17 protein-coding genes are annotated in these 18,597 nt (G+C 65.8%); 12 read left to right on the forward strand and 5 right to left on the reverse strand.

All coding sequences use genetic code 11. The features are described 5' to 3' along the window. Window positions 1-2: 2 nt before the first annotated feature. The gene (locus AC5RT4_RS16040) at window positions 3-2,546 is read left to right on the forward strand and encodes a bifunctional lysylphosphatidylglycerol flippase/synthetase MprF (RefSeq protein ID WP_494106432.1); all 2,544 of its coding nucleotides are present in this window, start codon (window positions 3-5) and stop codon (window positions 2,544-2,546) included. Between the two features lie 156 nt (window positions 2,547-2,702). Here the strand turns inward: AC5RT4_RS16040 and AC5RT4_RS16045 are convergent, their stop codons facing one another. Together AC5RT4_RS16045 and nucS are read right to left on the reverse strand one after the other, a co-directional pair. Beyond that, complete coding sequence (locus tag AC5RT4_RS16045; protein ID WP_011692441.1) at window positions 2,703-2,906, reverse strand: cold-shock protein; 204 nt, start codon at window positions 2,904-2,906, stop codon at window positions 2,703-2,705. 313 nt (window positions 2,907-3,219) lie between these two features. Then, window positions 3,220-3,915 (reverse strand): endonuclease NucS, encoded by a 696-nt coding sequence (nucS, locus tag AC5RT4_RS16050; protein WP_494040039.1) that lies wholly within the window; start codon window positions 3,913-3,915, stop codon window positions 3,220-3,222. A 35-nt stretch (window positions 3,916-3,950) separates the two neighbouring features. Between nucS and AC5RT4_RS16055 the strand changes: the two genes are divergently transcribed. Together AC5RT4_RS16055 and AC5RT4_RS16060 are read left to right on the forward strand one after the other, a co-directional pair. After that, window positions 3,951-4,307 (forward strand): Rv1322 family protein, encoded by a 357-nt coding sequence (locus AC5RT4_RS16055; RefSeq protein ID WP_494040038.1) that lies wholly within the window; start codon window positions 3,951-3,953, stop codon window positions 4,305-4,307. A gap of 34 nt (window positions 4,308-4,341) precedes the next feature. Further along, window positions 4,342-5,142: an alpha/beta hydrolase gene (locus AC5RT4_RS16060; RefSeq protein WP_494040037.1), complete on the forward strand. Its 801-nt coding sequence runs from the start codon at window positions 4,342-4,344 to the stop codon at window positions 5,140-5,142. Between the two features lie 39 nt (window positions 5,143-5,181). Here the strand turns inward: AC5RT4_RS16060 and AC5RT4_RS16065 are convergent, their stop codons facing one another. Continuing rightward, window positions 5,182-6,489, reverse strand: a complete 1,308-nt coding sequence (locus tag AC5RT4_RS16065; protein WP_494040036.1) for an AI-2E family transporter — start codon at window positions 6,487-6,489, stop codon at window positions 5,182-5,184. A 190-nt stretch (window positions 6,490-6,679) separates the two neighbouring features. On the opposite strand from AC5RT4_RS16065, the gene AC5RT4_RS16070 reads away from it, so the two are divergent. The 9 genes from AC5RT4_RS16070 to AC5RT4_RS16110 all read left to right on the forward strand — a co-directional run bounded on the left by AC5RT4_RS16070 (window position 6,680) and on the right by AC5RT4_RS16110 (window position 16,355). Further along, a complete protein-coding gene (locus AC5RT4_RS16070; protein ID WP_494106433.1) occupies window positions 6,680-8,386 on the forward strand; it encodes a DUF8094 domain-containing protein in 1,707 nt (568 codons plus the stop codon). A 53-nt stretch (window positions 8,387-8,439) separates the two neighbouring features. Next, the gene (locus tag AC5RT4_RS16075) at window positions 8,440-9,432 is read left to right on the forward strand and encodes a co-chaperone YbbN (RefSeq protein ID WP_494106434.1); all 993 of its coding nucleotides are present in this window, start codon (window positions 8,440-8,442) and stop codon (window positions 9,430-9,432) included. After that, complete coding sequence (locus AC5RT4_RS16080) at window positions 9,432-10,529, forward strand: NADH:flavin oxidoreductase/NADH oxidase (protein ID WP_494106435.1); 1,098 nt, start codon at window positions 9,432-9,434, stop codon at window positions 10,527-10,529. Before AC5RT4_RS16075 ends, AC5RT4_RS16080 begins: the two co-directional genes overlap by 1 nt. 14 nt (window positions 10,530-10,543) lie before the next feature. Further along, window positions 10,544-10,831, forward strand: a complete 288-nt coding sequence (locus AC5RT4_RS16085) for a DUF3253 domain-containing protein (protein WP_494040032.1) — start codon at window positions 10,544-10,546, stop codon at window positions 10,829-10,831. A 90-nt stretch (window positions 10,832-10,921) separates the two neighbouring features. After that, window positions 10,922-11,716 carry an ABC transporter ATP-binding protein gene (locus AC5RT4_RS16090; protein WP_494106436.1) on the forward strand — a complete coding sequence of 265 codons (795 nt, stop codon included), beginning with the start codon at window positions 10,922-10,924 and terminating at the stop codon, window positions 11,714-11,716. Continuing rightward, window positions 11,698-13,269: a transporter gene (locus AC5RT4_RS16095; protein WP_494106437.1), complete on the forward strand. Its 1,572-nt coding sequence runs from the start codon at window positions 11,698-11,700 to the stop codon at window positions 13,267-13,269. The genes AC5RT4_RS16090 and AC5RT4_RS16095 overlap by 19 nt, the downstream gene beginning before the upstream one ends. A gap of 60 nt (window positions 13,270-13,329) precedes the next feature. Continuing rightward, a complete protein-coding gene (nagB, locus tag AC5RT4_RS16100) occupies window positions 13,330-14,112 on the forward strand; it encodes a glucosamine-6-phosphate deaminase (protein WP_494106438.1) in 783 nt (260 codons plus the stop codon). A 120-nt stretch (window positions 14,113-14,232) separates the two neighbouring features. After that, entirely contained in the window at window positions 14,233-14,574 is a 342-nt protein-coding gene (locus AC5RT4_RS16105) for a DUF3039 domain-containing protein (RefSeq protein ID WP_494040153.1), read from the forward strand. After that, entirely contained in the window at window positions 14,574-16,355 is a 1,782-nt protein-coding gene (locus AC5RT4_RS16110; RefSeq protein ID WP_494040028.1) for a DEAD/DEAH box helicase, read from the forward strand. The genes AC5RT4_RS16105 and AC5RT4_RS16110 overlap by 1 nt, the downstream gene beginning before the upstream one ends. 93 nt (window positions 16,356-16,448) lie before the next feature. On the opposite strand, the gene AC5RT4_RS16115 is transcribed toward AC5RT4_RS16110, so the two are convergent. Next, entirely contained in the window at window positions 16,449-17,087 is a 639-nt protein-coding gene (locus AC5RT4_RS16115) for an isochorismatase family protein (RefSeq protein WP_494106439.1), read from the reverse strand. A gap of 9 nt (window positions 17,088-17,096) precedes the next feature. After that, complete coding sequence (locus AC5RT4_RS16120; protein WP_494040026.1) at window positions 17,097-18,425, reverse strand: nicotinate phosphoribosyltransferase; 1,329 nt, start codon at window positions 18,423-18,425, stop codon at window positions 17,097-17,099. Window positions 18,426-18,597 lie beyond the last annotated feature (172 nt).

Consider the following 18,597-nt stretch of genomic DNA (forward strand, 5'->3'; position numbering starts at 1 on the left):
CAGTGAGTTCGGGACAGCAGGTCCGCACAGCGTCACTGGCGTGGGCAACAGTGGGACGCCCTGCCCGGGACCGGGGCATCGCCGCACTGAAATCCATGCCGTTCTCCGCGGCCGTGCTTGCGGTGTTCCTCACCACCGGCGCCGTGACCGGAAGCTACCTGGCCGGGCCCCCGGAACAGTTGCTGGACGTGGCGGGAGTGAGCGGGCCGGGGCTGCGCGCGGGCAACTGGTGGTCCTTGTTCACCAGCCTCTTTTTCGCCACCAACCCGATGGCCTATGTGGCCGCGTGCCTGATGATCCTGCTCCTGCTGGGGCTTGCAGAACGGCGGATGGGTACGCCGGCGGCGGCCATAATCTTTTTTGGCGGCCAGTTCGCCGCTGTGACGCTGTTCCTGCTGCTCACCCAGCTGGCCGGCTACGTGGGCGACGGATGGCTCGACCGGATGGCTGATGACATCCTGATCGGGCCCTACCCGGCAGTCCTGACGGCGGCACTCGCGGCGAGCGGAAGGCTCCCCGTCCTCTGGCAGCGCCGGCTGCGCACCGGCGTGCTGTCCATCTCGCTCCTGCTGGTGCTCTACGTGGGGCATGCAGAAACGGCGATCGGGCTGCTTGGCGCCGTCCTGGGGCTCCTGGCCGGCTGGTGGATCCAGGGCGACCACGGCCACCTGCACCGGCACCGCTCCACCGGCCGGGAAACCCGTAACCTCCTGGCACTGACCGTTGCCGTCTTCGCAGTGGGCCCTATCCTCACAGGGATTGCGCGGGCTCCCACCGGACCGCTGGCGCTCCTGCGTGACGTCGTGCTGAACCCTATGCCCACCCTCAGCCAGCTCGCCTTCAACTGCGGCGCCACAGTGGAAGCAGAATGCATTGAAGCCGGCAGGGCAGGTTTCGCCGGACCCTTCGGCCTTGCGCTTTCAGTAGTTCCGGTGGTCCTGCTGCTGATCTGCGCGGACGGCATGCGCCGCGGCCGGCGGCTTGCCCTGAATATGGCGCTCGCCATCCAGCTGGCCGTGACCGGGCTGGCGGCCGTCTACCTGGCGCTGTTCGCCCTGGTTCCATCCCGTCTTCACGGGCCTTCCGCCCCGCCTATGGGTTCCGCCTTTGCCCACGTGCTGCCGCTGGTGGGGGTGCCCCTGCTGCTGTCGTTACTCCTGTGGGTCAACCGGCGGCAGTTCCGCGTCCAGACCCTTCCCTCCGCCCGCCGGAAGCTGGCCCTGGTGGTGGGCGGAACGTGGCTTCTCCTTGCCAGTACCTATGCGGCCGCCTGGTTCTGGGCCGGCGGTCTAACGCGCGACGGCGGGCTGCTGGGATTGTTCGCCGAGCTCGCCCGGCAGTATGTCCCGGTTCCCATCCCGCAGCATTACCACCGGGTTTTCGCTGACCGGAACAGCGTGGAGGCCGTCCTTTTCGCTTACTCCGGTCCGGTGTTCTGGGTGGTGGCGCTGGCCGCGGTGTGGTGGGCACTGCTGGGCGGACACCATGGGAACGACTCCGGGCGGCAGGACCGCATCAGGGCACGGAACCTGCTTCATCAGGGCGGGGGACCACTGTCTTGGATGGCGCTCTGGGAACCCAACCAGTACTGGTTCAGCCCTGACGGCCACGGTGCGGTGGCTTTCCAGCGGCACGGCAGCGTGGCCCTCACACTGGGCGGAGCCTTTGGTCCGCGGCAGTGGCAGAAGGACGTCACGGCGGGGTTTTTGGCCCACTGCAGCCGTCAGGCGCTGGTCCCCGCGCTTTACTCCTGCGACGATGCTTTCTGGCCCATGCTCCAGGAGCGCGGTTTTTCGCGGGTCGCCGTGGCCCAGGAGACGCGGCTGGCGGTCCGGGAACTCGAATTCAAAGGCAAGGAATGGCAGAACGTCCGGACGGCGCTGAACCGCGCGGCAAAGCTGGGAGTGAAAGCTGTCTGGGGGTCCTATGAGTCGTTGCCTGCAGCGCTTCGCTCCCGGCTGAGTGAGGTCTCGGAGGAGTGGGCGGCCGGAAAGACCGTCCCGGAGATGGGTTTCACCCTTGGCGGCATTGATGAACTTGATGACCCGGAGGTCCTGTGCTGCCTTGCCGTTGACGAGGACGGCACGGTCCACGGGGTCACCAGCTGGTTGCCGGTTTACGATGGCGGGAGGCTGGTCAGCCGGACCCTTGACGTCATGCGCCGGGGAAGCGGGGGATTTCCGGGGGTGATGGAATTCCTTATCGCCTCCGCGGTGCTCGAGCTGCGCGGTTCGGTGGAGGTCATTTCCCTCTCGGGTTCGCCGCTGGCGAGCATCCCTGGAACAGCGGATGATCCAGCCGCGGAAAGCGGCGCTGATAATCTGGTCCGGATTCTCGATCTGGTTGGACACGCGTTGGAACCGGTTTACGGATTCCGGTCCCTGGCAGCATTCAAATCAAGGTTCAAACCGGAGTACCGCGCCCTTTACCTGTATTATCAGGACCCGCTGCACTTACCCGCTATTGGCCGCGCATTAACGCGTGCCTACCTCCCGGGGCTTTCCCTTCCGCAGGGTGCGCGCCTGGTGCGCAAATTGGTGAAGTGAACTCATCCTGTTACCACCAACAAAGCGGGTCGCCACTTAACAGGGTTAACCTATGAGGCAGCACCAACCATCCCGGTAATCAACAAAATGATCCCCGGCACAATTGCCGGGGATCATTTTTCGCTGCCGGCTGCCCTTAGCGGCCGGACGGCGGGACTAGACCAGTGTTACGCCGGTAGCCTGGGGGCCCTTGGCGCCCTGACCGATCTCGAACTGAACACGCTGGTTCTCGTCGAGGGTCTTGAAGCCACCGGTCTGGATCTCCGAGTAGTGCACGAAGACATCACCATCGGAGTCATCCGGGGTGATGAAGCCGAAGCCCTTTTCAGCGTTGAACCACTTGACGGTTCCCTGTGCCATTTATTTCTCCTCAGTATGGAACTTGTTTAAGATCGGCACACCTCGTACCGGCCTTGGTCACTCCGTGAGAAGAATCCTGGATTGCCCGTCCGCAAAAGGAACCGGCGCTGCAGGAGCTTCGCACTCGCAACATGTCTTGCGAGCATGAAAAACACCTACACAAAGACTGAGATAAGAATTTCACGCTGCCCAGCGGAGGTCAACGGTTTGGGCAGGAAAACAAACAAAATTTGGGTGAAAAGAAGGTAAAAAGACCTCTCGGTAACTGACAGGACGCAAATGAGGCACACGGCAGGCGGCGGTAAAGCGGCCGCTAAAAGAGCCTCGACTCGCTGTCGTCCACGCCACGCATGGCGTCGTAATCCAGGGTGACGCAGTCAATGCCGCGGTCGTTCGCGAGGACCTTCGCCTGCGGCTTGATTTGCTGTGCTGCGAAAATCCCGCGGACCGGGGCGAGCAACGGATCGCGGTTGAGCAGCTCAAGATACCGGGTAAGCTGCTCCACGCCGTCGATGTCACCCCGCCGTTTGAGCTCAATGGCCACGGTGCCGCCACCCGAGTCGCGCGCCAGGATGTCCACCGGCCCGATAGCCGTAAAGTACTCGCGGCGGATCAGGGAGTAGCCCTCGCCAAGAGTTTCGATCTGTTCCGCAAGCAACCGCTGCAGATCCGCCTCCACGCCGTCCTTGATCAAGCCGGGATCCACTCCGAGGTCATGGGAGGAATCACTGAGTTTTTCGTGGATGTTGATAATCAGCCGGTCGTCGGTCTTGGCCGACTGTACGGTCCACTGTTCTATGACACCCAGTTCCAGGTCCACGTCTTCGGGGGAAGAGACGCGGAGCGTTGCCGGCGGGCTCATCCAGTTCAGGGGCTTGTAGGAGCCGCCGTCCGAGTGGACCAGGACAGAGCCGTCAGCCTTGACCAGCAGCAGCCGGGTGGCAAGGGGGAGATGGGCTTTGAGCCGGCCAACGTAATCAACGGAGCATCGGGCTATGACAAGTTGCACGCCGTACAGACTACCGGCTGGGGCAGAATGGATGCATGCCGCGTTCCAACCGACCCCGCCGCCCCGTGTCCGGGAAACCAGGTGCCGCTGCAGGCAGGGCGGGCGGAAAGAAGGGAAGCAGCCAGGTCCCGGAACTGGACCTGGAACGTGCCCGGGCCGGCATCGCGCGGCGGGAGAGCGCTCCCGACGGCGAGTGGATGGTCCGCACGATGACGGCCAGGAACGCTGAGAAGACGTATATCTGCCCCGAGTGTTCCACCGCGGTCCTGCCTGGAGTTGCCCACCTTGTGGTCTGGAAGGATGACCACCTTTTTGGTGCTGCTGCGGGGTTGGCGGAACGCCGCCACTGGCACACCAACTGCTGGATGACCCGCAGCTACCGCTACCGGTAAGGTCCGGGGCGCTGCTGTCGCTAAGCTGGCAGGCATGACTTTTGATCCGGCGTCGTATGAATTCAGCCAGTCCACCGGTCCCACACCCATCCGTGCTTCAACAGTCCTGCCGGCCAGGCGCGAAAACGTGGAGCTTGAGACGGCGGACGGCCACACCCTGGTGGGTGAACTGGCGCTGCCGGAGTCCGGACCGGTCAAGGCCACGCTCATCACCCTTCACCCGCTGCCCACCCACGGCGGGTTCATGGACTCACACGTCTACCGCAAGGCCTCCTACCGGCTGCCCGCGTTGGCCGGCATCGCGGTGCTGCGGTTCAACACCCGCGGCACTGAGTCCCCGCGGGGCACCAGCACCGGTGCCTTCGAGGAAGGTATCGGCGAGCGGCATGACGTGGAGGCCGCCGTCCGCTTCGCCGTCGAACGGGGCCTGCCCAACCGGTGGCTTGTGGGCTGGTCCTTTGGCACCGAACTGGCCCTGATGTACGGGGCTGCAGAGCCGGTTGCTTCACAGATTGAGGGTGCTGTGCTGCTGTCCCCGCCGCTGCACCGGGCGCAGGACGCGCACCTGCTGGAGTGGGCACAGTCCGGAAAACCGCTCAAGGTGCTGGTGCCTGAGCATGATGATTATCTGCAGCCTGATGCCGCCGCCGGCCGCTTCAGCCTGGTGCCCCAGGCGCGCGTTGTGGGGGTCAAGGGCGCCAAACACCTGTGGGTGGGGGAGAAGTACGCAGCCCGCGTGCTGAACGAAATAGTAGAAGAAGTTACTGCCTCCGGCAGTGGCGGCACCGGCCTGCCGCAGGAATGGGACGGCCCGGCTGCCAGCGCCCCGGCCTAGGTGCAGGGATTCCGTTGCTGACGCTGCGGTGCCGGGGCGTCAGTGCTTATCCTGGCGCACGATGTAGATTTCGCGGATCAGCAACAGGACGGCTGCCGCCGTCGGAATGGCTATCAGGGCGCCGAGCACACCCAGCAGGCTGCCGCCGGCAATGACAGAGATAACGGCCACCGCACCCGGCACCGCCACTGCCTTCTGCATGATGCGCGGGGAGATGAAGTAGGCCTCGAACTGCAGGTAGGCAAAGTAGCAGATGCCGTAGGCGGCGGCGCTTTGCCAGCCTTCTGTCAGCGCGATGAGGACTACCAGAACGCCCGCAATCAGCCCGCCCACCAGCGGGATAAACGCCAGCAGGGCAACCACGAACGCCAGCAGGAGCGCGAAGGGGATCCCCACGATGGACATCACGATGAAGGCAAATGTCGCGTTGAGCAGGGCCACGCACGCCTGCCCGATAACGTAATTGCCCACCGAACGGGTGATCTCCTCTGACAATGCCTCCACCCGCGCGCGGCGGGAGCGGGGTGCCAGCCGGTAACCCCACTTCTTCATGGCCGGCAGGGCCGCCAGGAAATACAGGCTCAGGACCAGCACAATCAACGTGCCGAACAGACCGTTGGCCACCGTTGACCCGAACGTCACTACCCCGCCGAAAATCCCGCCCACCGCAGCGGGGTCGTTGACGAACTTGTCCAGCTCCTCCGTTATCCGTTCCCGGACACCGAACTGGTCATCGAGGCTGCGGAAAAAATCGGAATCGATAAAGTCCCGCACCCACACGGGTGCCTGCTGGACAATCTCCGTCACCTGCTCCACGATCGTGGGGATCAGGGTGGCGAAAAATCCGACGACGGCACTCACCAGCACCGTGACGGACACCAGGATTCCAGCCGGGCGGGGGATCTTCCGGCTCTCCAGCCAGCTGACCACCGGCTCCAGGCCGAGGGCGATAAACAGCGCCGCCACGATCCACAGCAGCAGCTGAGTGGTGTTTGAGCCGATCCAGTAGACAAGCAGTGCCAGCCCCACGCCTACGGTGCCCATAAAACCCATATAGAGGGGATGCTGCGGCGACATCCGCGGGCCTGGAGCACCGAACTGGGGCTCCACCTGGCCGGGCTCGCCATCGGCCTGGTCCTGGTGGAAGTACTCGGGCGGCATTTCAAAACGGAGCCTTGGCTGCGCCCCGGGCAGCGGCTGGCGAAGGCGGTGTACCACCACACCGAGGGCCGCGGCGGCAGCGCCCCTTCGGCGCACCGGCGCCGGGACCTCCGGAGCGCCTGCCGAAGGCTCGGCACCCGCCGGATTCTCGTGTGCCGGGGAGGACTCGTCCGTCTTGTCAGTCACTGGGAATTAGGGCCTGTCCGATGCATGGGCCCTGCTTGCGCGGGCCGGTGTGATGATCATCGCAAACACTATCAGCAGCCTTGTCAACACCTGCGGAGCGCCCGTCCCCAATGAACCAGAAGCAGCGTTTCAGGCACCGGCGCCGGGCCCGTGGTAACGAAACCGTTACTATTGAACGTAAACCCCGCTGATGATAGGTGTTCCCTTGCGTTTAAAGACTGCAGCCGCACTCGTGCTGCTCGGCCTCCTGACACTGCTGACCGGCATCGGCCAGAAAACCATCTGGGCCCCGTCCGAGACTTTCACGGCTACCGCGCCCGCTGATGCCGGCGCGGCTCCGCTGACGGTGATCGACCAGAACCTGCGCACCCTGCATGGCGGCACCGTCAGGATCAACATCGAGGGTGATGGCAACTTCCTGCTGGCGTCAGCGCGTCCCGATGACGTGGACGCCTGGGTAGGCCAGACTGCGCACAACACCGTCACAGGGGTATCCGAGGACGGTAAGTCACTCCAGGTTGAACACGCCGACGGCGAAGCCACCGCGCCTAACCCCGCAGGATCAGACCTCTGGGTTTCCACCGAGAACGCAAGCGGGGAACTGGAGTACTCCTGGACCCCGCCGGCGGACGGCGACTGGACCCTCCTGCTGGCTTCGGACGGGACCCAGCCTGCTCCGGCCTCAATCTCCATGACGTTCCCGAACGATACCTCCACCCCTTGGGCCATTCCCCTGATGGTGCTGGGCTCGCTCCTGATCCTGGGCGGAATCGTCCTCGCCCTGCTCTCGGTCCGCAAGCGCAACGGCGACCGTGACGGAGAGGGCAGCGGGTTTGCCCAGCGCGCCCGCGCCAGGACAGAAGCGCGCTCGTCCTCGCGGGTAAGCATGGCTGCTGCCGGCGTGGTTGCCGCGGCTGTAGTTGCCGGAACCGGTGTGGCAGCGAACGCCACCTCGCCTTCGCCTGAGCCTTCTCCTGAGTCGTCAGCGTCCTCCCCGGCGCAGGAGCAGTCCGGCTCGCCGGTGCTGCTTGATGCCCAGTTCCGCCGCATCCTGGAGCAGGTCTCCAGCGCAGCGGACGCCGGCGACGCAGCAAAGGATGCAGCGAAACTTGCAGACCGCGTTGGCGGGACTGAGCTTGAAGTCCGGACGCAGAACTACAAGATCCGCTCACAGGTGGGATCCTACGAGGCACGGATGCCTGTTCGCTCCACCAAGCTTCTTACCACGGTGGTCACAAGCAACCGTGACTGGCCCCGGTCGGTGCTCGCCGTAACCCAGGGCGAGGGCAACGTGGTCCCGCAGCTGCTGACGCTCGTCCAGTCATCTGCCCGCGAAAACTACAAGCTGGTGGAAACAAATCCGCTGCAGCCCGGCACCACCTTCCCCACCATCAACCGTGATGGCACGGAAACGCTGGCCGCCGGTGACAAGACCGGGCTCCTGTACAGCGGAGAAGAAGCTATGTCCGGCCTTGCCGACCGCCTCACCTCCGCTGAGTCCGCCTTCAAGGACAAGCTGGTGGAGGGGGAGTCCTCGCCGTACATTGCAGACACGCTGTCCTACCAGGCAGAGGTGGTTAAGGCAGGCGAAAACGGCAACTTCACCTTCACGCACAAGGTGGTTCCGGAAAACACCGTTGTGTTCCGCACGGCGGACGGTGGCGCCCTGGTCCTGGGCCGGATCAACTTCGGCTTCGAAGGAACGCCCAAGGCTGCCGGTGACAAACTGACCATCGGTGACGACGCCGCAGCACTCGCCGGCGGCAAGGAAACCACCACGGGCATGGTCCTGAACTTCGCCGAGTCCATGGCTGTTTACGTTCCCCCCGCAGGCTCCACAGACCCCATGCGCCTTGTGGCTGCCACCCGCGGCCTGGTCGGGGCCAGCTTCAAGTAGGCGCCTTACGCCCATTACCCCCGGCAGCGGCCGGAGTGGCTAGAGTGGAAAGCATGAGTTCGCCAGCTTCCCGCCCAGTCCCTCCTGCCGCTGCCAGCCTGCTTAACTTGCGCGGCGCCGTCGACCTTTCCTCGCTGAAGCAGCGCCCGGCCGCACCGGCCCCGGCCACGCCGCCAGCTGGACCGGAAGCGCCCGGGGGAGCTCATCCCGGCGCCGCTCCCGGCACTCCCGAACTGGTGGTCAACGTGACCGAGGGCAACTTCCAGCAACTGGTGGAGTTGTCCACGCAGGTACCGGTGGTCTTCGCCCTCGGGGCCTCCTACTCACCCGAATCGGCAACCATGCTGGACGTCCTGGAACGCGTGGTGGAAAGCTATGGCGGCAGGCTGGTCCTGGGAGCCGCCGACATCGAAGCGTTTCCGCAGCTGGCCCAGGCGTTCCAGGTGCAGGCTGTGCCTACCGCCGTCGCGGTGCTCAAGGGCCAGCCGGTTCCGCTTTTCCAGGGCGGCGCCGACGAACAGCAGATCCGCGGCCTTTTTGACGAGCTGCTGAAGGTGGCAGCGGCCAACGGGGTGACCGGCAGCCTGGGCGGTGGGGCCGGGCAGGAAGCCGGGCCTGCCCCGCTGCCGCCGCTTCACCAGAAAGCCTTTGACGCCATTGAAGCCGGTGATTACGCGGCGGCGGCGGAAGCGTACCGCCAGGCCCTGAACGAGATGCCGGCGGATCACGAAGCGAAGGCGGGGCTGGCCCAGGTGGAACTGATGGAGCGCCTGCAGCCGCTCTCGGCCCAGGACAGTGAAGCGCTCCGTGGCCGGGCAGCCAATGAGCCCGACAACCTGGAGGCACAGCTCGCCGTCGCCGACCTGGACGTGGCGGGCGGGCACGTGGAGGACGCGCTGAACCGCCTGGTCAGCTTCATCGGCAGAAACTTTGGACCGGAGCGCGAGACTGCCCGCCTCCGCCTGCTTGAGCTGTTCGATGTGGTGGGCGCGGCAGATGAGCGTGTGGCCAAGGCGCGCCAGGCGCTCGCGAGGGTGCTGTTCTGATGTCCGCTTTGTTTGAGCCGCTGAAGCTCCGCTCCCTTGAGCTCCAGCACCGCGGCTGGGTGTCGCCCATGTGCCAGTACAGCTGCGATGCCGACGCCGCGCCCGGCGTCCCGCACGATTGGCACCTGATGCACCTCGGTTCCTTCGCCGCAGGCGGCGCGGCACTCATCCTCACCGAGGCTGCCGCAGTGAACCATGAAGGCATGATCAGTCCACGCGATGCAGGCCTTTACAACGACGCGCAGGCCGAGGCCTGGCAGCGGATTACGTCCTTTGTGCATCGGTACGGGGCGGCAGAAGCGAAGATTGGTGTCCAACTGGCCCATGCCGGCCGGAAGGCCTCCACGTATTGGCCATTCTCCGGCAAACACGGCAGCGTCCCGGCATCTGACGGCGGGTGGACCACAGTAGGGCCTTCGTCCTCGGCCTTCGACGGGTATGCCGAACCCGCCGTGATGAGCGGGGAACAAATCGCCGGCGTGATCCGCGACTTCGCCGACGCTGCTGTCCGGGCCGTGGATGCAGGCTTCGATACGGTGGAAATCCACGCGGCCCACGGTTACCTTCTGCACCAGTTCCAAAGCCCGCTTATCAACACGCGGACTGACGCCTGGGGTGGTGATGAGGCGGGCCGGAACCGCCTGGTGCTTGCGGTGATTGACGCGGTGCGTGCTGTAATTCCTGACTCGATGCCCCTGCTCCTTAGGATCTCCGCCAGTGACTGGGCCGACGGCGGAGTGGATCTCGCCGCGTCCGTGCGGCTTGCCCAGGAGGCGGCGCAACACGGCGTGGACCTTCTTGACGTTTCCAGCGGCGGTGCCGTTGCCCATCAGCAGATCAAAGCTGGCCCCGGATACCAGACGGGATTCTCCGCCGCCATCCGCAGGGACGCTGGAGTGCCCACCGGAACCGTAGGGCTTCTGACCTCCGCCGGCCAGGCCGAACATGCTGTTGCGACCGGACAGGCCGACGGCGTCTTCATTGCCAGGGCAGCGCTTCGGGATCCGCACTGGTGGCTCCGCGCAGCATTCGAGCTGGGCCATGACATCAAGTGGGCGCCGCAGTATGACCGCGCCGTCCCGCGGCGCACCTTCTGAATACGGCTATCGTCATGACGAAAGGGCAGGACGGCAAGGGGCAGGACCCTGGCGACGGCATCAACCGGCAGCTGGAAAACACCATCCTGGAACTGCTTGCCGCCAGGGCTGCAACCTCCACCATCTGCCCTTCGGACGCAGCCCGGGCTGTTGGCGATGAGAATTGGCGCGACCTCATGGAGCCTGCCCGCAGGGCCGCCCGGCGGCTGGTTGATGCCGGCGAGGTGGTGATCACCCAGGGCGGTTCGGTGGTTGATCCCGCCACGGCCAAAGGACCCATCCGGATCCGCAAGGCTCGGTAGCAACAGGCCGCCCGGCCGGGGGTCCTGCGCTTTTTCCGCTGTTCCTGCAGGGGGACCCGGCTTCCCCGCCGCGGGGACTAGTCTGGCATCATGACTGACCAGCAACGTCACCCGGCTCCGCCGGCCGGTCCCGCAGCCGCACTGTCCATCCGGGGGCTGGTTAAGCGGTTCGGGCAAAAGATCGCGGTGGACGGCATCAGCCTGGACGTCCCTGCAGGGTCCTTTTTCGGAATCGTCGGCCCCAACGGCGCGGGCAAGACCACCACCCTGTCAATGGCCACGGGGCTGCTGCGCCCGGACTTCGGCACCGCCGTGGTTCATGGCGTGGACGTCTGGGCCCGGCCGCTGGAGGCCAAGCGGATGATGGGGATCCTGCCGGACGGGGTGCGGCTCTTTGACCGCCTGACCGGCGAACAGCTCATCACCTATGCCGGGCTGCTGCGCGGCATGGACAAGGAGGTGGTGGCCAGCCGCGTGGGCGAATTGCTCGCTGCCCTGGACCTGGCGCAGGACGCCGGCACACTGGTGGTTGACTACTCGGCGGGAATGACCAAAAAAATCGCCCTGGCGTCTGCCTTGATCCACGCGCCCAGGCTGTTGGTGCTTGACGAGCCGTTCGAAGCCGTTGACCCGGTGTCCGCAGCCAACATCCGATCAATCCTGGACAGCTACGTGGCCTCCGGCGGCACGGTGATCGTCTCAAGCCATGTGATGGACCTGGTACAGCGCATGTGCGACCACGTCGCAGTGGTAGCCGGCGGCAGGCTGTTGGCTGCGGGGACTGTGGACGAGGTGCGCGGGGGAGTGCCCCTGGAAGACCGGTTCGTGCAGCTGGTGGGCGGGCGCAGCCACACGGAGGGGCTGGAATGGTTGCGCACCTTCTAAGGCTCAAACTCACGCTGCTGCGCAACGGACTTCGCCGCAGCCCCTGGCAGCTGGTCGGCATGGCCTTCGCCGGGCTCTATGCCCTGGGCATCGTGGCCACGCTGGTGGTGGTGCTGGTCCTGCTGCGCGGGGCCGAACACGAGCTGGTGTACACCGCCGTGGTTCTCGGCGGCTCGGCGGCGGTCCTGGGCTGGGGCATTATTCCGGTGGTGGCGTCGGCTATCGACCTGACGCTGGACCCGGCCCGCTTCACCACGTTCGCCGTTCCGATGAAACAGATGCTGGCGGGGCTGGCGCTGGGCGGTCTGATCGGCATTCCGGGCCTGGCAACAGCTTTGGTGGCACTGTCCACGGTGGTGACCTGGTCCCGGGGCGTGCTGCCCGCGCTCGCAGCCCTGGTGGGGGCAGCGCTCGGCGTGCTGACCTGCATCGTGCTGTCCAAAGTGGTGACCACGGGAACGGCGGGCCTCGCGTCGTCGCGCCGTTTCAAGGACGTCAGCGCGGTCGCATTTATGGTGCCGCTGGTCCTCCTGGGTCCGATCCTGGCGGGAGCAGGACGCGGCATCACTGCCTCAAGCGAATTCCTTCCGGACGTCGCCCGGGTGTTGTCGTGGACTCCGCTGGGCGCCCCATGGGCCCTTGCCGGCGACGTCGCGGCCGGCGCGCCAGGCGCAGCGGCCTTGAAGCTGGTCATTTCCATCGCGGTGCTCGCCGGCTTGGGGTGGTGCTGGAAGCTGCTGCTGGAGCGGGCACTTGTCACCCCGCCCTACTCCGGCGGCGGCAAGCGGACGGGCGGCAAACTGGGGCTGCTCGGCGTCCTGCCCGCTGTTCCTGCCGGCGCGGTCATGGCCAGGGCGCTCACTTACTGGATCCGGGACCCCCGCTACTCCGGCTCCCTCATCGTGATCCCGCTCCTTCCGGTGGTGCTCGTGTTCCAGGGCAGCCAAACCGGCGATTTCGGCACTTTGGCGCTCCTGGCCCCGATGACAGCCTTCATCCTCGCCTGGTCCATCTCCGCTGATGTCTCCTACGACAACACCGCTTTTGCCCTGCACCTGGCCTGCGGGGTCCGCGGCGTGGACGACAGGCTGGGACGGGCCCTGGCGTGCCTGGCCTTCGCACTGCCGGTGGTCCTGCTGTTCGCCGCCGGTTACCCTGCCTTCACCGGCGATTGGGGCCTGTTGCCTGGCCAGCTGGGACTGAGTCTGGGGATCCTTTTTACGGGACTGGGATTGTCCTCCGTGGTCTCGGCCCGGTACACGGTGGCGGTTCCGCTGCCCGGCGACAGCCCCTTCAAGAAGCCCCCTGGAAACGTGGGCCAGACCCTCGCCGTGCAGTTCGCCGGGCTGGGCGTCCTGATGGTCCTGGTGCTGCCCGAGGCCGCCCTCCTGGCCGCACAACTGCTCACTGGCAACAGCTTGTTCGGCTGGCTGAACCTTGCCGTCGGGCCCATGCTGGGCGCGGGCCTGTTGGTGGTGGGGGTCCGGCTCGGCGGAAGATGGCTGGACGCCCGTGGCCCCGAGCTGCTGGCCCAGGTAACAGTGAACCGCTGAGGAGTGCATGATGGAGCAGTTGACAGGCAACGAAGTTGACATGGCCCCGAAGGGAACAGCATGGAAGTAGTCATCCTCAACGGCAGCAAACAGATTGCAAAGCTCGCCGCGGAGGCGATCGGGGAGCTCCTGCGGCGCAAGCCGGACACAGTCCTGGGGCTTGCTACCGGATCGTCGCCGCTGCCGGTCTACGATGAGCTCGCCACCCGCCACGAGCGTGACGGCCTGGACTTCAGCGGAGCCTCCGGCTTTGCACTGGACGAGTACGTGGGCCTGCCGGCCGGCCACCGCGAGTCCTACCGCGAGGTCATCCGGCGGGAATTTACGGACCGCGTCAACATCGCTCCGGAAAATGTCCACGGCCCGGACGGGACTGCCGCGGACATTCCCGGGGCCTGCCGTGCCTACGAGGAGTCAATCGCCGCTGCCGGCGGCATCGACCTGCAACTCCTCGGCGTCGGCACCGACGGCCACATCGGCTTCAACGAGCCAGGTTCCTCCTTCACATCCCGGACCCGGATCAAGAGCCTGATTGAACAGACACGCCGGGACAACGCCCGGTTTTTCGGCAGCCTGGCCGAGGTCCCGCACCACGTCCTGACGCAGGGCCTGGGAACGATCATGGATGCCCGCCATGTGATCCTCCTGGCAACCGGAGCGCAAAAGGCGCAGGCGGTCCGCGATTTTGTTGAAGGGCCGGTGTCCGCCATCTGCCCTGCGTCAGTGCTGCAATTCCATCCCCACGCCACCGTCCTGCTGGACGAGGCAGCGGCCTCAGCGCTGAAACTGGCCGACTTTTACCGGCACACCTACGACAACAAGCCCGCCTGGCAGGGCATTTGAATGGCTGGCAACAACCGTGGGCAGGCAGGGAAAAAGTACGACGACGGCAGGCAGCGGGGTGCCGTTTCCCCCGGCGGGGGAGGCGCCGCCGTCGAACTTCCCGTTGAGGGAAAGGCTAAGATGGGTGGCATGACTAGCATGACGGACCCTCTCGAAAACGACCCGATGCGCGAGCTTTCCGGGACTGGAACGTCCACGGCCACCATTGAGCGCGAGGAACTGCGCCAGGAAGTGGAACCCGGAGACCGGGAGCGCTTTTCGCACTACGTGCGCAAGGAAAAGATCATGGAGTCCGCGCTGACAGGCGAACCCGTCATCGCCCTGTGCGGTAAAGTCTGGACGCCCGGCCGGGACCCGCAGAAGTTCCCGGTGTGCCCGATGTGCAAAGAGGTCTATGACGGCCTCCGCCCGGGCAACGACGGCGGCAAGGGTCCCGGAGGGGACTCAGGCAACAACAAGTAGTGACGGAGACGCTTTTTGGCGGCCCCACCCTGCCTCCGGCTTATCCGGAACGCGCAGCCTGGGGAACCGCCCCGAAACTCCGTGCCTGGCAGCAGGAAGCCCTGGACCTCTACCTGAGGACAAGCCCCCGGGACTTCCTGGCCGTGGCAACGCCCGGCGCCGGTAAAACCACCTTCGCGCTGCGGGTCGCGTCAACCCTTATTGACTCCGGCGCGGTCAACCGGGTCACCATCGTTGCGCCCACGGACCACCTCAAGCGCCAGTGGGCAGATGCCGCGGCGAAGGTGGGAATAGCCATCGACCCCAACTTCAAGAACTCTGACGGCCAGCACGGCCGGGGATTTATAGGCGTCGCTGTTACGTACGCGCAGGTTGCCAGCAAGCCCATGCTGCACCGGGCCAAAACAGAGGCCGCACGAACGTTGGTGATCCTGGACGAAATCCACCACGGCGGCGAGGCGCTGTCCTGGGGCGACGGCCTCCGCGAGGCGTTCGATCCCGCGGTGCGCCGGCTTTCCCTGACCGGTACGCCGTTCCGCTCGGACACCTCACCCATCCCCTTCGTGGAGTACGCCGAGGACCGGGACGGGATCCGCCGGTCCAGGGCGGATTACACCTATGGCTATGGCAACGCCCTGCGGGATCACGTGGTCCGGCCGGTGATGTTCATGGCCTACTCCGGGCAGATGCGCTGGCGGACCAGCGCGGGAGAGGAGATGGCGGCATCCCTGGGCGAGGCTGCGGTCACCAAGGACATCACCTCGCACGCATGGCGCACGGCGCTGAACCCGGCAGGCGAATGGATCCCTGCCGTGCTTGCCGGGGCGGACAAGCGTCTCAGCGAGGTGCGCCGCACCGTCCCCGACGCCGGCGGGCTGGTCATCGCCACTGACCACGAGGATGCCCGGGCATATGCCGGACAGCTGAAGCGCATCACCGGGGAGTCACCCACGGTCATCCTTTCCGACGACGCCAAGGCCTCCAGCAAGATCGAGGAATTCACGGCCAGCGAGAAGCGCTGGATGGTTGCCGTGCGGATGGTGTCCGAAGGCGTTGACGTGCCCCGCTTGTCCGTGGGGGTATATGCGACGTCAACGTCCACCCCGCTCTTCTTCGCCCAGGCGGTGGGCCGCTTTGTGCGTGCCCGCAAGCGGGGTGAGACGGCGTCAGTCTTCCTGCCGTCCGTGCCGCAGCTGATGGCCCTGGCCAACTCCATGGAAGCCGAGCGCGACCACGCCCTTGACCGCCCCGAGAAAGAGGACGGGGACGGCCTCTTCAACCCCGAGGACTCGCTGATGGCGGAAGCCAACCGCGAGGACAAGGCCTCGGACAGCCTCGCGAAGGGCAAGTTCGAGGCCCTGGACTCGCAGGCGTCCTTTGACCGTGTCCTGTTCGACGGCGGCGAATTCGGCACCGGCGGTGAGGTGGGGTCTGATGACGAGATGGACTTTTTGGGGATTCCCGGGCTGCTGGACGCCGAACAGGTGGGCACGCTGCTTCGCCAGCGCCAGCATGAGCAGCTCAACCGCAAGAGCCGGCGTGCTCCCGCGGCGGCAGAAACTGCGGCTCCGGCCGTTCCGGACCACCGGATGCTGATGGACCTGCGGAATGAACTGGCCAAGAATGTCGCTGCCTGGTCAGCCCGTACCGGGACGCCCCACGGCGTGGTCCACACCAAGCTGCGGACTGTTTGCGGCGGTCCACCGGTTGCACAGGCCAATGAGGAACAGCTGCAGTCCCGTCTGCGGAAGCTTCAGGACTGGTTTATCGGCCGCAAATAGGCGGGCCGGCAGAAGTGCTTCGGAAGTGAAAGTGGCCCGGTGCTGAGCACCGGGCCACTCGAGTCACTGCGTACCTGCGTGGCGGAGAAGGGCTCAGGCGACGTCCACGCCACCCAGCTCCATTTCGGTGATCGCTTCCTCAAGGTCCTCCGCGATTCCCGCCGTTAGGGAACGGATGACCGTCACCGAATAGCCCGCCTGGACTGCGTCAAGAGACGTCGCCTTGACGCAGTAGTCGGTGGCGATGCCCACCACCACCACGTCCTCGACGTCGTTGCTCTGCAGCCAGTCGTCCAGGCCGATGGCATCCTCGGCTGCGGCATACCGGTCAGCGTCGCCGGCGCCGGGAAGTGCCCCCGGTTGCCGTTCCCCGGTGGGAACGGCGTCTTCCGGCGCCTGCAATCCCTCAAAGCCGGAGTACGCCGCAGCGAACTGGCCCTTTTGGAAATAGGCATCGATGTACTCGGTGTCCAGGTCGGGGTGCAGCTCCGCACCGCGGGTTCCGGCCACACAGTGCGGCGGCCAGCTGTCGATGAAGTCCGGGGTTTCTGAGAAGTGGCCGCCGGGATTGATGTGCCAGTCCTGCGTGGCCACGATGTGGTCAAACTCAGTGTGGTGGGCATCGACGTATTCGCTGATGGCGCCTGCCACCGCTGCGCCGCCGGCTACGGCAAGCGACCCCCCTTCGCAGAAATCGTTCTGGACATCAACGATGATCAGGGCGCGGGACATCAGTCCTCCTCAGTTGTCTTCATAAATAGTGGGGATGGCTGCTTCACCGCGCTGAAGGCGGTTGACCACGGCCGGAAGTTCAGCCATGGATTCGGCGTGCCGCCGGCGCGCCCGGAGCACACCTTCGGAGCCGGTCCAGCCCGGCATCAGTTCGCCGTTTTTCATGAACTGCTGCAGCAGCGGGCGGTCATTCCCGTCATCCTCCGGCCGGACGCCCACACCCACAACCTCCGCCGTGGCTATGCCCCGTTCGTTCAGTTTCCGCAGCGCATACTTGCGCCCGCCCACACTCGCCTTGTTCTTGGCCGCCTTGGCAACGGAGACGAAGTTGCCGTCATCGTCCGTGCGGCTCACCAGCTTGTACACCATGCTGGCGGTCGGGGCGCCGGACCCGGTGACCAGGGAGGTGCCCACGCCGTAGGAGTCCACGGGGGCTGACTGGAGCGCGGCGATGGCGAACTCGTCCAGGTCGGAAGTGACCACAATCTTGGTGTTTTCGTTTCCCAGGCTGTCCAGGAGCTGGCGGACCCATTGGGCCTGCGCCACCAGGTCTCCTGAATCCAGCCGGACCGCCCCGAGCCGCGGACCTGCAAGGTCCACCGCCGTGCGCACGGCCGCTTCGACGTCGTAGGTGTCCACGAGCAGGGACGTCGCATCACCGAGGGACGCAAGCTGGGCTTCAAAGGCATCACGCTCGGTGTCATGCAGAAGGGTGAAGGAGTGAGCGGCAGTGCCCACGGTCTTGATCCCGTAGCGGATGCCCGCCTCCAGGTTGGACGTGCTGTCAAAGCCGGCAATGATGGCAGCCCTTGCGGAGGCGGTGGCGGCTTCCTCGTGGGTGCGCCGTGAGCCCATCTCGATACAGGGACGGCCGCCGGCGGCGCTGACCATCCGGGATGCGGCGGAGGCGATGGCGCTGTCGTGGTTGAGCACGGACAGCAGGTACGTTTCCAGCATGCACGCTTCGGCGAAGGTGGCTTCGACGATCAGGATGGGGGAGTTCGGGAAGTACGCTTCCCCTTCCGGATAGCCCCAGATATCACCGGAGAAACGGTAGGACGCCAGGTACTCGAGCGTCTCCTCGTTGACCACCTTGGTCCGGGCCAGGAAGTCCAGTTCGGCCTCGCCAAAGCGGAAATTTGCGATGCCCTCAAGGAGACGTCCGGTACCTGCCACAATGCCGTAACGCCGGCCGTCCGGTAGCCGCCGGGCAAAGGCCTCGAACACGGACTTGCGGTGCGCGGCGCCGGAATGAAGCGATGCCTGCAGCATGGTCAGCTCGTAGTGGTCAGTGTAAAAGGACGTGCGGGGATGGTCCCAGCCGGCAGAGGTGCTCACGAAAGTCACTCTAGTCCCCGCCGGCTCCCACGTCTTGCTTCGCTTCGCCGCGGGTCCCTCGCCTGCGTGGGCCCACCCGCCGGCTCCCACGTCTTGCTTCGCTTCGCCGCGGGTCCCTCGCCTGCGTGGGCCCACCCGCCGGCTCCCACGTCTTGCTTCGCTTCGCCGCGGG

This window comes from Arthrobacter sp. sptzw42, assembly GCF_059089685.1.